The organism is Alcaligenes faecalis, from assembly GCF_009497775.1.
Classification (GTDB): Bacteria; Pseudomonadota; Gammaproteobacteria; order Burkholderiales; family Burkholderiaceae_B; genus Alcaligenes; species Alcaligenes faecalis_D.
Map to the genome: position 1 here is coordinate 2,432,969 of NZ_CP031012.1, position 13,724 is coordinate 2,446,692.

Genomic DNA, 13,724 nt, shown 5'->3' on the forward strand with positions numbered 1-13,724 from the left:
TGCCATCCCCATGGTGGCCGCGGCCCTGATGGTGATGCTGCGCGACAAGCGCCGTCACTACAAGCTGCTGATCGCGTTCAGTTCCTTGTTGGCCCAACTGTTCTGTGCCGTCTACCTGCTTTTGCTGGCCGATGGCACGCTGGACCCGATCTGGCCACAGTCCGTTGGTGTGTACCTGCTCGGTGACTGGCCCGCTCCCTTCGGGATTGTGCTGGTCGTGGACCGGCTGGCCGCCTTCTTGCTGGTCCTGACCAATGTGCTGGCATTTTGCTGCTGGTTCTATTCACTGGCGCGCTGGGATCGCGTGGGGGTGCATTTCCACTCCTTGTTCCAGCTACTCTTGATGGGTCTGAACGGCGCATTCCTGACTGGCGACCTGTTCAACCTGTTTGTGTTCTTCGAGGTTCTGCTGGCGGCGTCCTATGGCCTGATGCTGCACGGCTCGGGCGCGGCCCGCGTCAGTGCCGGTCTGCACTATATTGCCGTCAACCTGATCTCCTCCTTCCTGCTGCTGATCGCGATTGCCCTGGTTTACGGTGTCACCGGCACCCTGAACATGGCTGATCTGGCTCTGCGTGCCGGTTCCATGCCGGACTCGGACCGCCTGGTATTTGAATCGGCCATGGCCATTCTGGGTATTGCCTTCCTGATCAAGGCCGCCGCCTGGCCCTTGAACCTGTGGCTGCCCAATGCCTATGGCAATGCCAGCGCCCCAGTCGCTGCCATGTTTGCGATCATGACCAAGGTGGGTATTTACGCGCTGCTGCGTATCGGCTCCTTGCTGCTGCCTACGGGGGCGCCTGCCGCCTTTGGCGTGGCCTGGATGTTCCCCGCCGGGATCGCCACGCTTGCCTTCGGCGCTATTGGTGTCATGGCCGCGCAGCAACCCGAGCGACTGGCCAGTTATTGCATCATCGTGTCCTCCGGCACCTTGCTGGCCGCCCTGGGCATGCCAGGCGTAATCCTGACCGGCCCTGCCCTGTACTACATGCTCAGCAGTGTCCTGGCCCTGGGTGCTTTCTTCCTGCTGCTGGAGCTGGTTAGCCGCACCAAGCCTTTTGGTGCCGACCTGCTGGCCGTGAGTCAGGAAGTCTTTGATCTGGACGACCCGGAATCCGAAGACAATAGTGATGACGTGGTGGGTGTAGCCATCCCCGGCGTAATGGTGTTCCTGGGCATGTCCTTTATTGCCTGCGCCTTGCTGATTGTGGGCCTGCCCCCCCTGTCCGGTTTTGTGGCCAAGCTATCCCTGCTGACAGCCGCCCTGAAAGCCTCCGGCCAGTCTCCTGAGCCGCTGAACGCCTGGATTCTGACAGCCGCCGTGCTGATTTCGGGTGTGGCCGGCTTGATTGCCATGGTGCGTGTGGGCATTCGTCTGTTCTGGAGCAATAGCTCCTTGACGATTCCCCGCCTGAAACTGATCGAAGCCGCTCCGATTGCGGGCATTATTGTGGCTTGCGGGATCTTGAGCTGGTATGCAGGTCCAATCACGACCTACCTGGAGCAAACAGCCCAGCAACTCGATGAGCCTCGTATCTACATCGGCTCGGTCTTGCGACAAAACCCTGTGCGTTCTGTTCAAGCGGAGGGATTCTGATGCGACGCTACACCAAACATCTGTTTCTGCCTTTGCTGCTCCTGGGTCTGTGGCTGCTGCTGAACGACTCGCTCTCGGCCGGTTATGTGGTGCTGGGCCTGTTCCTGGCCATCGCCCTGAGTTTGGCCGCCATTCCCTTTCGTCCCGTTAAAGCCAGCATTCGACATCCCTTTCTGGCCTTGAAACTGATCTTCCAAGTAGCTTGGGATATTGTGCTGTCCAATATTGCTGTGGGTCATCTGGTCCTGAAGGGCGGCAATGCACCCCGCCCCGGCTTTCTGGCCATCCCGTTGCAACTGACTGACCCACATGGTCTGGCAGCCTTGGCGTGCATCATTACCTACACCCCAGGGACCGTCTGGTCCGGCTTCGATTACGAGACCCGCGTCCTGACCTTGCACATTCTGGATCTGCAAGACGAACAGGTCTGGTTAGACACTATTCAGAAGCGCTACCAAGGACCGCTACTGGAGATTTTCCAATGATAGACATTGTTTACTGGGCCTGTCAGTTTGCCCTGGGCTGCTTTGTCCTGGGCATGGGCTGCGCCGTCATCCGCCTGCTCAAAGGCCCTTCCGCCGCCGACCGCGTGCTGGCGCTGGACACCATGTACATCAACGGCATGCTGGCCTTGCTGGCTCTGGGCATTCGTTTTGACTCTACCTTGTACTTTGATATCGCCCTGCTGATTGCCCTGTTCGGTTTTGTAGGCTCGGCAGCCATGGCGAAATTCCTGTTGCGCGCCGAGGTGATCGAGCCATGAACACGCCTTTATTGCCTTTGTGGTTGGCCATCCCGGTCGCCCTCCTGCTGGTTCTGAGCGGTATCGTGGCCCTGGTGGGTTCGGCTGGCCTGCTGCGCTTCAAGCACTTTTATTCGCGCATCCACGCCCCCACCATGGGGAATACGCTGGGTACGTTTTTCATGGTGCTGGCGGTAGCCATCAGCGCCAGCCACCTGATGAGCCGCCCTATTCTGCACCCGCTCATCCTTAGCGTGCTCCTGATCATTACCTCGCCGGTCACCGCCATCTTCCTGATGCGCGCTGCCATCAAACGCGAGCATCGCCAGCGTCTGGCCGAGTACGGCCCGGACGAACCTGGCTACCTGGACATGCCGCACAAAGCACCTCTGCCCAAAGACCTGGCAGAACCTCGGGCCAGCGACAAGAGCTGAATCAAGCAATGAGGGTTTAGAAAAGTTTTATTACCCTCACTTGCAACTGCTCCACCTATACTAGTAAGTGTTTACTGCGTATCGGGTATTGCCCCATACGCAGTCGCTTTTGGGGCTTTGCGGCCTGCTACTCATACCTGCTCGTAACAGTGCTCGCCAAGCCGGTGATTCCCTTAGCAAGTAAAGGAGTGAGATCGATGAGTCTACTTACACACCCATCCCGAATTCTGAGTGCCAGCTTGCTCAGCCTGGGTCTGCTGTCCTCCGCTGCCTGGGCCCAAACCCCGTCCCAAGACTACCGACACGATATCCAGCGCTGTGAGCAGTTCAAGGGCGAACAACGCACCACCTGCCGGCGCGAAGCCGGTGCGGCCTTGCAAGCCGAGCGACATAACAAACTGGACAAGCGCGATCACAATCTGGATGCCAACCGTCAGGCGCGTTGCCATCGTCTACCCGCGGATCGCCAGCAAGACTGCCTGAAATCCATGACCGGCCAGGACACAACCGTGCGCGGTAGCGTGGAAGGCGGCGGTATTCTGCGCGAAACCACGACGGTGGTACCTGCTCAGTAAAGCTGCTGTGCAGCAGACTGCCTGAACAGGTAGCTAGATAAAAAAGAATGGGCCTCCTTGCGAGGCCCATTCTTCATATTTTTGGTGACCATTTCTGCTGCGTATAGCTAACTACAGCTCAACCTGTATACCCATCTCCACCACACGATTAGGCGGGATCTTGAAAAAGCGCGTGCTGCGGCTGGCATTGCGCGCCATGAAAGCAAACAGGCGGCGACGCCAGCCCAGATACCAGGGCTGACGCGATTGAATCATCACTGTCTGACGCGACAGGAAGTAGGACGTCTGCATAGGCTCCAGATTCAGCTCCGGGTGCTCCAGCGCAATCTGCTCCAGCAATTGCGGCACATTGGGCTCCTGCTTGAAGCCCCAGGAAGCCACCGCCTGCCAGCTACCGCGGCTTAGACGTTGCAGGCTATAGCGCTCCCCAAATGGCACGTAAGGCACACCAGCACTGGTTACGGTCAAGAACAGAACCTGTTCATGCAGGACTTTATTGTGTTTCAGGTTATGCAATAAGGCCGGAGGGACAGAGTCGGGAATGGTGCTCATGAACACCGCCGTACCTGGTACGCGGGTGGGAGCGTACTCCTCCAGATTCAGCAAAAATTCTTTTAGCGGCTGCTTGTTTTCCAGCAAGCGCTCGTGCAAAGCAGCGCGCCCCTGTCGCCAGGTCAGCATCAAGCCCAGCAGCACAGCGCCAACCAACAAAGGCAGCCAGCCGCCTTCCAGAATCTTGAGCGCATTGGCCGAGAACAAGAGTATGTCCAGAACCAGGAAAACACCCAAGAGCCCTAACCAGGCCCAGCGTTTGATACCACTTGCGCTGCGCGGCAGCAGCACCAGAGCCAGCAAGCTGGTCATCAGCATGGTGCCTGTGACCGCAAAACCGTAAGCATGGGCCAGACGATCCGAGGAGCCAAAACTCAGGACCAGAATCATCACCGCCACGCATAGCAGCAAGTTCACACGCGGCAGGTAGATCTGCCCTTCTTCTTTAGCCGAAGTGTGTTGAATCACCATGCGTGGCCAGAACCCAAGCTGCACCGCCTGACGAGTCACGGAGAAGGCCCCGGAGATGACGGACTGGGAGGCAATCACCGTTGCTACGGTTGCCAGCATCACCATGGGAACCAAGGCCCAGTTGGGGGCCAGGAAGAAGAAAGGATTACGGATCGCAGCCGGGTCGGAAATCAGCAAAGCCCCTTGGCCGAAATAACACAGGACCAGGCACGGCATGACAATCATGAACCAGGCTTTACGAATCAAGGGACGGCCAAAATGGCCCATATCGGCATACAGGGCCTCGGCACCAGTCAAGGCCAGCACCAATGCACCCAATAACAAAAAGGTTTGCCAGGGTGCTTCAGCGATAAAAGCCACGGCCCAACGCGGGTCCAGGGCCATCAAGACTTGGGGATGTTCAATAACACGCCACAGCCCCAGGCCGCCCAGCACCAGAAACCAGGTCAACATGATCGGGCCGAACAGCTTGCCCATGGTGCCCGTACCGTGCGACTGGATCAGGAACAAGGCCAGCAAGACTCCCAAGGCCAAAGGCACGACCCAAGGGTCCAACACATGGGACACCATGCCTATGCCTTCCAGCGCCGACATCACGGAAATGGCCGGGGTAATAATGCTGTCCCCGTAAAACAAGGCAGCACCGATCAGGCCCAGCACCACAATAATCTGGCGACGGGGCCCCTGAATACCCCGTGCGGCCAATTCCATCAGGGCCAGCGTGCCGCCCTCGCCTTTATTGTCCAGACGCAGCACTACCGTGACGTACTTGATGGAAACCACCAAAGTCAGCAGCCAGAACAGTAGCGACAGCACTCCATAGACCTGTTCGGCACCGGGCTGTCCGTAAGCGCTCAAGGCCACTTTCATGGTGTAGAGCGGGCTGGTTCCAATATCGCCGTACACCACGCCTAAAGCGCCCATTAACAAGGCGGCCTGAGCCGCTTTTTTGGGGTTTTCCGTTGCTGTGTTCAAGGCTTAGTTTCCAATCAAAGTATCGTGCCGGGTCAGACGCGCGCCAATACGCGGACCAGGAAAAACAATGGTGATGCGAGTACCGGGAAAATCAGGACGACTCATCAGACTCCACCAGGCACCATGCGCACGGGCAATTTCCTGCACAATCGCCAGACCCAAACCGGAGCCTCCTGCCTGCGTGCCGGGGGAACGATAAAAGGCTTCAAACACGCGCTGCTGCTCGCTGGCCTCAATACCTGGCCCGTGATCTTCCACCGACAAGGAGGGTGGATTACTGGCCACCCGCAAGACAATGCGATCTGTCCCTTGTCCATAGCGCAAGGCGTTATCCATCAAATTCGACAATAACTCCCGCAAAAGCACGGGGGCGGCATCAATCCAGACCGGCTTTTCAGGTGCCAGCAAATGGATTTCCACTCCATGCTGACGAGCCTGCAAGAACCAGTCCCCGCCCTCCTCACGCGCCCATTCGCACAAGTCCAGACGCACAAAGCTGTCTTTAATATTGGTATCCGCATCGGTACGCGCCAGTACCAGCAACTGCTGACCCAGACGAATCATGCGGTCTGAGACACTCTTGATACGCTCGGCTCGTTGGCGGATGTCCTCTGGCAAAGGCCGTGCCAGCATCAGCTCGGACTCCAGCTGCAAACCCGTCAAGGGCGTGCGCAACTGATGCGCGGCGTGACCAATAAAGCGCTTTTGCGCCTGCAGGGTATCACGCTGACGTTCCAGCAGTTCGTTGAAGTGCTCCACCAGCGGCACAATCTCGGCGGGCAAGGCACTGGCATCCAGGCGCTCGAAGTCATCATCCGCGCGGTTACGGATTTGCTGCGACAAATCATCGATAGACGCCAGCTGAGAGCGAATCCCCGAAAGCAACACCCAGGCAATCAGGCTGACCAGCAGTACCTGGCTGAGCGCCATGGTCCAGAAAATATCGCGCAGCAGCCAGTCTTCCAGGCTCATGCGGCGCGTCAGTATCCAGGTAACGCTCAAGTCGAGCACCACCAGAATGGAAATGGGGGGAAACAAACGGCCCATCAGTTTGCGGGCCAAAGATCCGGGAGCAAGAAAGCGCTCCAGCCAGCCTCGCAACAAGGAGGTTTTTACCGCTGGAGAAAGATGCTGATCGGGCATGGTTGACCTAAGGTTTCAGGCAGCGGGCACGGCTGCCGTTATGCTCCGGCCACGCTCTCCACATCGAGCAAATAGCCAAAGCCGCGCACAGTCTGTATGACAGCCCCGGTGCCTTCCAGGCGCTTGCGCAAACGATACACGTAGACTTCGACGGCATTGTCGCTGAAATCGGCGTCCCAGGCAGACAAGGAGTTGATAATTTGCTGCTTGGTGACCACACGGCCCGCGCGCATCATCAGCATTTCCAGTACGGACAGCTCGCGCACCGACAAGGTCACGCGTTGACCGGCGCAGCGCAACTCGCGGCCAATAGTATCAAAGCTCAAGGGACCCACATCAATAATGGGCTGCACCTGACCACTGCGGCGGCGGCCGAAAACTCGCACACGGGCGGCCAGCTCGGACAGGTCAAAAGGTTTGATCAGGTAATCGTCGGCACCCGCATCCAGACCGCCGACGCGATCATCCACACCATCACGCGCAGTCAGAATCAGAACGGGAATGGCGTTGCCCTGCTGGCGCAATTGGCGCAGCACGTCCAGGCCACTGATGCCGGGCAAGTTCAAGTCCAGGAGCAGAAGATCGTAGACCTGGGCGGCCAACTCCTTCAAGGCACTTTCGCCTTCCTGGAGCCAGTCAACAGCGTAGCCCTGATCGTTGAGAAATTCCTGCAGTGCGGCGCCCAGTATGGCGTCGTCTTCGATAACTAGTACACGCATTGGGGGGATTTTATTACGAAACTGGCCCCTCGCGTTGCAGATGCAAAGCGAGGGGCCAGAAAAAACAACACGAAGGAGAACCCGGGATTACAGAGCGGGTTTAGGCTCGGCTGCCTTATCGCCCGCGACTGCGCCTTCCTTGGCTTCGTCCTCGTCACCGGCGGCCTTGGTCGTTGGACCTGGGCGGGTGATGAAACCCAGACGGGTCAGGCCGGAGGCTTTGGAGCGGCTCATGACCTGGGCCAGTGTTTCGTAGCGAGTATCGGTATCAGCACGGATACGCAATTCAGGCTGCGGCTGATCCTTGGAGTAAGGAGCCAGCGTGGCGGTCAAGTCTTCCAGCGCCACAGGCAGCTCGTTCACGAAGATCTGCCCTTCTGCATCAATCGCCAGATCAATCGTCTTGGGATCTTGCTGAACCGGCTCGGACGTTGCCTGGGGCAGCTGAATCTTGATGGAGTGCGACAGCAGCGGAGCGGTGATCAGAAAGATCACCAGCAACACCAGCATGACGTCGATCAGCGGCACCATATTGATTTCGGACAGCGCGGAGCCCGAGTTGCGATTATCAAAGCTGCCAAAAGCCATGATTAGTGCTCCCGCTTGGCAGCCGCTGCCGAGCTAGATGCTGCACCGCCGCCCGAAGGAACACGACGCAGAACAGGTTGGTTATCCTGCACAGGCTGGCCTGTGGTCAGGAAAGTGAACAGGTCGTGAGCAAACGCGTCCAGCTGGGACAGGTAAACGCGGTTGGTACGCACAAAAGCGTTGTAGGCCAACACGGCAGGAATAGCGACAGCCAGACCCAGACCGGTCATCACCAGAGCTTCACCCACAGGACCGGCGATCTTGTTCAGAGTCACACCATCGGACAGACCGATATTGATCAGCGCGTGGTACACCCCCCAAACCGTACCGAACAGACCCACAAACGGAGCGGTAGAACCCACCGAAGCCAGCAGCGTCAGGCCGTTTTCCAGCTTTGCGGTTTCTTCGTCCATGACCTTACGCATGATGCGCGAGACAAAGGCGTCCGTAGAGCCTTTCTCTTCCAGACGCATGGCGCCGTATTTCACATGGTGTTTTTGAGCGTGGATAGCGTGGCTGGCCAGGTGGCTGAACGGATCGCGGGCACCGTGGGTGGCGATTTCGTTTTCAACCTGCTCCAGGGAGCTGGCAGACCAGAACTCGCGCATGAAACCTTGCGAGCGGCGCTTCAGGCGGAAGGACAGCACGCCCTTGACGATGATCAGGTACCAGCTGGCAACCGACATCAAGGCCAGAATCACGAACAAGGTCTTGCCGACCACATCACTTTGCTGGATAAAGTGCAGCACCCCGGTCGCTTCCTCAGCGGCAGCAACACTGGCGGCAGCCTGATCTGCAACAGGCCCTGCAACTTGTGCCAGGCTTACCCATACGCTTTGAAATAGTTCCTGCATCATTGATATATCCTAGTAAACAAAGTCGAAAGGAATATCGGCCATGGCACGATAGGCCACACCATTTTCCGTATACGGTTTGAAACGTGCTGTGCGTACTGCTTTCAGTGCCGACTCATCCAGACGTTCATAGCCTGAGGAGCTTTGCACTTTGGCTTCCAGCACGGTTCCTTGGGTTGAAATCACAATACGAACCACCACACGGCCCTGCTCACGACGACGCTCGGAAGCCCGTGGGTACACAGGCACAGGACGAGGTCCCAAGTAGTCCACACGACCAATCAGCTTGGGCCGATCACCATCCGTAGAACGGGCGGCGGTTTGGGACGAATTGTCCGTTGCCGGACCGGCTTGAGCGGCAGGGGCTGCTGGTTGAGCAGGCTGCGGTGTTTCTGCCGGTGGAACCTCGGGCTTGGGCTGTGGCTTGGGCTTAGGTTTCGGCTTGGGTTTTGGTTTGGGCTTGGGCGGCTCGGGAATGGGCGGTTTTTCCACGATAGGCTCTGGCTCGGGTTCCGGTTCAAGCACCGGTTCTGGCTCAGGCTCGGGATCAGGCTCCACTTCGGGCTCAGGTTCAGGCTCCGGCTCGGCTACCACCTCTTCAGGAGGGGCACTCACCTGTTCTTGCTGAACCGGGGACTCCGACACTTCCACCAAGGTCACTCCCACGATATCCATAGGGGCCGGCTCGCCCACCATCTTGGGGGTTTCCGTCCACAAGATGGTAGCCACGACACCAACGTGCAATCCCAGTGCTAATGCCAAGCCAGTTGCCTTCAAGGCCAGCATCGAGCGATTATTCTTTTGAGAAGCAATTCCGGTCATAATCCGTTCTACACATTCTGCAACCCGCATGGACCATGACGGGACCGGACAGGATGCCCAGTGAAGTATCGAATCTTAACAGAAACAGGAATGATTCTCAATACTAAGTTCCTGTAATATTTCCTGCTTCAATCCGCCCTGCCAAAAACCTCCAGATACTAACGCAGACAGGCTGACCTAAGGTCAGCCTGTCTGCGAATAATTTGCAAAAAATCAGGACAATCGCGCTTCTGCTTGAGGCTCGATAGGGAAAGCGCTGAATTTGCGCGGCAAGGCCAACGCACGCTCTCCGGGCAACAAGCCCAGCTGCGACCAACGCTGGGGATCGAACTCGGCTTCCCAGGCCCGCTCGCCCTCATTCAAGGCCAGCTCGACCCGGACTGTGGCCCCTAAAGGAATAATGCGCTGCACGGCCACGACGATGCCTTGGCCATCCAATTGACGTTGCAAGTCCAGATCGTGTGGACGCACATAACCTACCGCCTCGCCCTGCCCCGCACCCTGACCATTCAAGGCCTGACTGGACTCGAACTGACCCAACTGAGGATCAGCCACAAAGCGCCCGTGCTGGAACTGACCCGGCAAGCGATTCGCCGCCCCCAGGAACTCATACACAAAGGGACTGGCAGGATGGTTATAAACATCCTGCGGAGCACCTTCCTGCTCAACTCGCCCTTTGTTCAGCACCACAATGCGGTCAGCCACTTCAATGGCTTCTTCCTGGTCGTGCGTCACAAACAAGGTGCTGATATGCAGATCGTCATGCAGACGGCGCAGCCAGGACCGCAGTTCCTTGCGCACCTTGGCATCCAGGGCACCGAAGGGCTCATCCAGCAGCAAGACGCCCGGCTCCACGGCCAAGGCGCGTGCCAAAGCAATACGCTGCCGCTGACCGCCCGACAAGGCCGCTGGATAGCGATCAGCCAGCCAATCCAGCTGCACCAATTCCAATAGCTCGTGCACACGCTGACGAATCTGGGCTTCAGGCAGGCGCTGCTTGCGGGGTTTGATGCGCAGACCAAAGGCGACGTTCTCGAACACAGTCATGTGGCGGAACAAGGCATAGTGCTGGAACACAAAACCCACCTGGCGATCACGCGTACCCACAGCGGCCACATCCTTGCCGTTGATCAGCACCTGACCCGCATCCGCATGTTCCAGGCCAGCCACAATACGCAGCAAGGTGGTCTTGCCGCAGCCCGAGGGCCCCAGCAAAGCCACCAGCTCGCCCGCTGGAAAATCCAATGTCACATCACCCAGTGCCGTAAACGCACCAAACTGTTTAGATAGATGACGAACTTCGATACTCATAATGAACTCCGAATGCGATCATCCACGATGACCGTCTTGAACCATTTTGCGCTCGGCCCACAATTTAAGCGCCAACGTCAGTAAAGCCAAGACTGCCAGCACCGAAGCCGCCGCAAAAGCGCCTACCGTGTGATAGTCGTTGTACTCAATCTCTACATGCAAGGGCAGCGTGTTGGTCTGGCCCCGTATATGGCCCGACAGCACCGACACCGCTCCAAACTCGCCCATGGCACGGGCATTACACAGAATCACGCCGTACAGCAGGCCCCACTTGATCTTGGGCAGTGTCACCCGCCAGAACATCTGTCTGCCATTGGCTCCCAGCACCCGCGCAGCCTGCTCTTCCTCGCTGCCCTGCATTTGCATCAGAGGAATCAGCTCACGCGCGACGAAGGGGAAAGTCACAAATAAGGTCGCCAACACTAGGCCCGGCAAAGCAAAGACGATACGGATGTTATTCGCGTCCAGCCAGTCCCAAAACGGGCCCTGACGACCAAAAATCAGCAAGAACATCAAACCGGCAATCACGGGCGATACCGAAAACGGCAAGTCGATCAGCGTCGTCAGAATGCTTTTGCCACGAAACTCAAAACGGGCAATGGCCCAGGAGGCTGCCAAGCCAAATGCGATATTCAAAGGCACGGCAATCACGGCAACCAGAACCGTCAGGCTGGCGGCATGCAAAGTATCGCTCTCGCTCAAGGCGGACAGATACGGCATGATGCCCCGGCTAAAGGCCGTCATGAACACCAGGATCAAGGGCAGCAGCAAGAACAGCACAAAGAACAGCAAGGCAATGCCAATCAATATGGCTTTGACAGCCGGGCCTTCATCCTGCGCCGCCCGCAAGCGCGCCGTATGTACCGGCACCGCCTGCACAGCAGAATCCATCGTCAGGCTGCTCATCGTGCGCCCTCCAAAGACAAAGGCGCTGCCACCTTGGCCGCCTTGGCAACAGCCTGGCCCGAGTGGCGCGACTGCAAGTACCACTGCAAACGATTGATCGCCAACAAAATAATGAAGGACAGCACCATCATCAAGACAGCCAGTGCCGAGGCTCCGGCATAGTCAAACTGTTCCAGCTTGATCACGATAAGCAAAGGCGTAATTTCCGAGACCATAGGAACGTTACCGGCAATGAAAATCACGGAACCGTACTCACCTACCGCACGGGCAAAAGCCAGAGCCACACCCGTCAAGCAGGCGGGCAAAATAGCGGGCAGGATCACCTTGGTGACCGTCTGAAAACGATCCGCCCCCAGGCAAGCGCTAACCTCTTCCTGCTCCTGCTCCAGTTCTTCCAGAACCGGCTGCACGGTACGCACAACAAAAGGCAGACCAATAAAAACCAGAGCGATCAACACGCCCCAAGGGGTAAACGCAATCTGCCCTACATACGGTTCAGCCCAGGAGCCGATCCAGCCTGTAGGCGCATAAATCGCCGCCAAGGAAATCCCGGCTACCGACGTTGGCAAGGCAAAGGGCAAATCAATCAGGGCATCCACAATGCGACGACCCGGAAAACGGTAACGCACCAGAACCCAGGCCAGAATCAGGCCAAACACACCATTGATCAAAGCCGCCAAAGCGGCCATGCCAAAGGTCAATTTCAAAGAAGCCAAGACACGCGCGGCACTAATGGTTTCCCAAAAAGCCGACCAACCCATGGAGGTGGTCTTGAGCAAAACAGCAGACAAGGGGATCAGGACAATCAGGCTCAAATAGCTGATGGACAAACCCATGGTCAAGCCAAAGCCTGGCAAAGCCCGCTGCTTGCGGGCAGCGGGCAGAACCCCCCAAAGACGAGCCTGTGACATCGAACGGTCCTCAGTGATAGTGGGGTTATTTGCTTAAGTAGATGCTGTCGAACACGCCACCATCTGCAAAGTGCTTGGCCTGAACCTGAGTCCAGCCGCCCAGCTCATCATCGACTTTGTACAACTTCAAAGCCGGGAACTGATCGCGGTACTTGGCGGCCACCGACTCCAGGCGAGGACGGTAGAAATGACGGGCAGCGATTTCCTGACCTTCCGGGCTATACAGATACTCCAGATAGGCCTGGGCCACTTTTTCCGTGCCATGCTTGGCGGCATTGGCATCAACCAGCGCCACGGGCGGCTCGGCCAGAATGCTGCTGGAAGGCACCACAATATCGAAACGATCAGGTCCCAGATCCTTTACAGACAAGAGTGCCTCGTTTTCCCAGGCAATCAGTACATCGCCAATGCCCCGCTCCACAAAAGTTGTGGTCGATCCACGTGCACCGGAGTCCAGCACGCTGACGTTGCGATACAGCTTGGCCACAAAATCACGGGCCTGCGCTTCATCCCCATTACCTTGCTTCAAGGCGTACAACCAGGCGGCCAGATAGTTCCAGCGCGCCCCTGCCGAAGTTTTAGGATTAGGCGTGACCACCTTCACGTCAGAGCGAATCAAATCGTTCCAGTCGTGAATTCCCTTGGGATTGCCCTTGCGCACCAGCAAAACAATCGTGGAGGTGTAAGGCGTGCTGTTGTCCGGCAGACGAGCTTGCCAGCCCTTGTCCAGCAAACCGGACTGAGCGATCTGATCAATATCGGAAGAAATACCCAGTGTCACCACATCGGCAGGCACGCCATCAATCACCGTACGCGCTTGCTTGCTGGAGCCACCGTGGGAACTACGGATGACCACACTGTCACCCGTTTGTTCTTTGTAATGGGTCTGGAAAGCCTTGTTGAATTCGGCGTACAGCTCACGCGTTGGGTCGTACGAAACATTCAGAATACTGACCTCGGCGGCAACAGCCGTTGCCGCCGCCAGCACCAAAGCCAGCAAAGCCCCCGCCCGAACGCCCTTCCACTTCTGTTGAATCCGCTTCATTTCCCATCCCCTAGAAACCATTTCCAAGCAATGAGAACGAGTCTAGCAAGGGTGTTACACCCGGCTAAATACCGATTCT

The 13,724-nt window shown here is 57.5% G+C and carries 15 protein-coding genes; 5 read left to right on the forward strand and 10 right to left on the reverse strand.

From position 1 onward, the window contains the following. Nucleotides 1–10: 10 nt before the first annotated feature. From DUD43_RS11315 to DUD43_RS11335, 5 genes are all read left to right on the forward strand, one after another. Complete coding sequence (locus tag DUD43_RS11315) at nucleotides 11–1,597, forward strand: monovalent cation/H+ antiporter subunit D (protein WP_265588074.1); 1,587 nt, start codon at nucleotides 11–13, stop codon at nucleotides 1,595–1,597. Further along, complete coding sequence (locus tag DUD43_RS11320) at nucleotides 1,597–2,082, forward strand: Na+/H+ antiporter subunit E (RefSeq protein ID WP_026483416.1); 486 nt, start codon at nucleotides 1,597–1,599, stop codon at nucleotides 2,080–2,082. The genes DUD43_RS11315 and DUD43_RS11320 overlap by 1 nt, the downstream gene beginning before the upstream one ends. Beyond that, nucleotides 2,079–2,360 carry a K+/H+ antiporter subunit F gene (locus DUD43_RS11325; protein ID WP_009461751.1) on the forward strand — a complete coding sequence of 94 codons (282 nt, stop codon included), beginning with the start codon at nucleotides 2,079–2,081 and terminating at the stop codon, nucleotides 2,358–2,360. Before DUD43_RS11320 ends, DUD43_RS11325 begins: the two co-directional genes overlap by 4 nt. Then, nucleotides 2,357–2,773 (forward strand): monovalent cation/H(+) antiporter subunit G, encoded by a 417-nt coding sequence (mnhG, locus tag DUD43_RS11330; protein WP_042481181.1) that lies wholly within the window; start codon nucleotides 2,357–2,359, stop codon nucleotides 2,771–2,773. The genes DUD43_RS11325 and mnhG overlap by 4 nt, the downstream gene beginning before the upstream one ends. A gap of 197 nt (nucleotides 2,774–2,970) precedes the next feature. After that, nucleotides 2,971–3,348 (forward strand): hypothetical protein, encoded by a 378-nt coding sequence (locus DUD43_RS11335; protein ID WP_042481184.1) that lies wholly within the window; start codon nucleotides 2,971–2,973, stop codon nucleotides 3,346–3,348. Between the two features lie 111 nt (nucleotides 3,349–3,459). Here DUD43_RS11335 and DUD43_RS11340 read toward each other — a convergent pair whose 3' ends face one another. The 10 genes from DUD43_RS11340 to DUD43_RS11385 all read right to left on the reverse strand — a co-directional run bounded on the left by DUD43_RS11340 (nucleotide 3,460) and on the right by DUD43_RS11385 (nucleotide 13,645). Next, nucleotides 3,460–5,295: a potassium transporter Kup gene (locus DUD43_RS11340; RefSeq protein WP_153231613.1), complete on the reverse strand. Its 1,836-nt coding sequence runs from the start codon at nucleotides 5,293–5,295 to the stop codon at nucleotides 3,460–3,462. Nucleotides 5,296–5,349: 54 nt separating this feature from the next. After that, complete coding sequence (locus DUD43_RS11345; protein WP_153230374.1) at nucleotides 5,350–6,489, reverse strand: sensor histidine kinase; 1,140 nt, start codon at nucleotides 6,487–6,489, stop codon at nucleotides 5,350–5,352. Between the two features lie 38 nt (nucleotides 6,490–6,527). After that, complete coding sequence (locus tag DUD43_RS11350) at nucleotides 6,528–7,208, reverse strand: response regulator transcription factor (RefSeq protein ID WP_009461744.1); 681 nt, start codon at nucleotides 7,206–7,208, stop codon at nucleotides 6,528–6,530. A gap of 87 nt (nucleotides 7,209–7,295) precedes the next feature. Then, nucleotides 7,296–7,796 carry an ExbD/TolR family protein gene (locus DUD43_RS11355; RefSeq protein WP_153230375.1) on the reverse strand — a complete coding sequence of 167 codons (501 nt, stop codon included), beginning with the start codon at nucleotides 7,794–7,796 and terminating at the stop codon, nucleotides 7,296–7,298. Between the two features lie 2 nt (nucleotides 7,797–7,798). Next, on the reverse strand, nucleotides 7,799–8,653 hold the full coding sequence (locus tag DUD43_RS11360) for a MotA/TolQ/ExbB proton channel family protein (protein WP_153230376.1): 855 nt from the start codon (nucleotides 8,651–8,653) through the stop codon (nucleotides 7,799–7,801). A 9-nt stretch (nucleotides 8,654–8,662) separates the two neighbouring features. Continuing rightward, a complete protein-coding gene (locus DUD43_RS11365) occupies nucleotides 8,663–9,436 on the reverse strand; it encodes an energy transducer TonB (protein WP_153231614.1) in 774 nt (257 codons plus the stop codon). A gap of 249 nt (nucleotides 9,437–9,685) precedes the next feature. Continuing rightward, nucleotides 9,686–10,783 carry a sulfate/molybdate ABC transporter ATP-binding protein gene (locus DUD43_RS11370; RefSeq protein WP_153230377.1) on the reverse strand — a complete coding sequence of 366 codons (1,098 nt, stop codon included), beginning with the start codon at nucleotides 10,781–10,783 and terminating at the stop codon, nucleotides 9,686–9,688. 18 nt (nucleotides 10,784–10,801) lie between these two features. After that, entirely contained in the window at nucleotides 10,802–11,689 is an 888-nt protein-coding gene (gene cysW, locus DUD43_RS11375) for a sulfate ABC transporter permease subunit CysW (protein WP_153230378.1), read from the reverse strand. Then, a complete protein-coding gene (gene cysT / locus DUD43_RS11380; RefSeq protein ID WP_153230379.1) occupies nucleotides 11,686–12,600 on the reverse strand; it encodes a sulfate ABC transporter permease subunit CysT in 915 nt (304 codons plus the stop codon). Before cysT ends, cysW begins: the two co-directional genes overlap by 4 nt. A 25-nt stretch (nucleotides 12,601–12,625) precedes the next feature. Beyond that, the gene (locus DUD43_RS11385; protein WP_042481222.1) at nucleotides 12,626–13,645 is read right to left on the reverse strand and encodes a sulfate ABC transporter substrate-binding protein; all 1,020 of its coding nucleotides are present in this window, start codon (nucleotides 13,643–13,645) and stop codon (nucleotides 12,626–12,628) included. Between the last annotated feature and the right edge of the window lie 79 nt (nucleotides 13,646–13,724).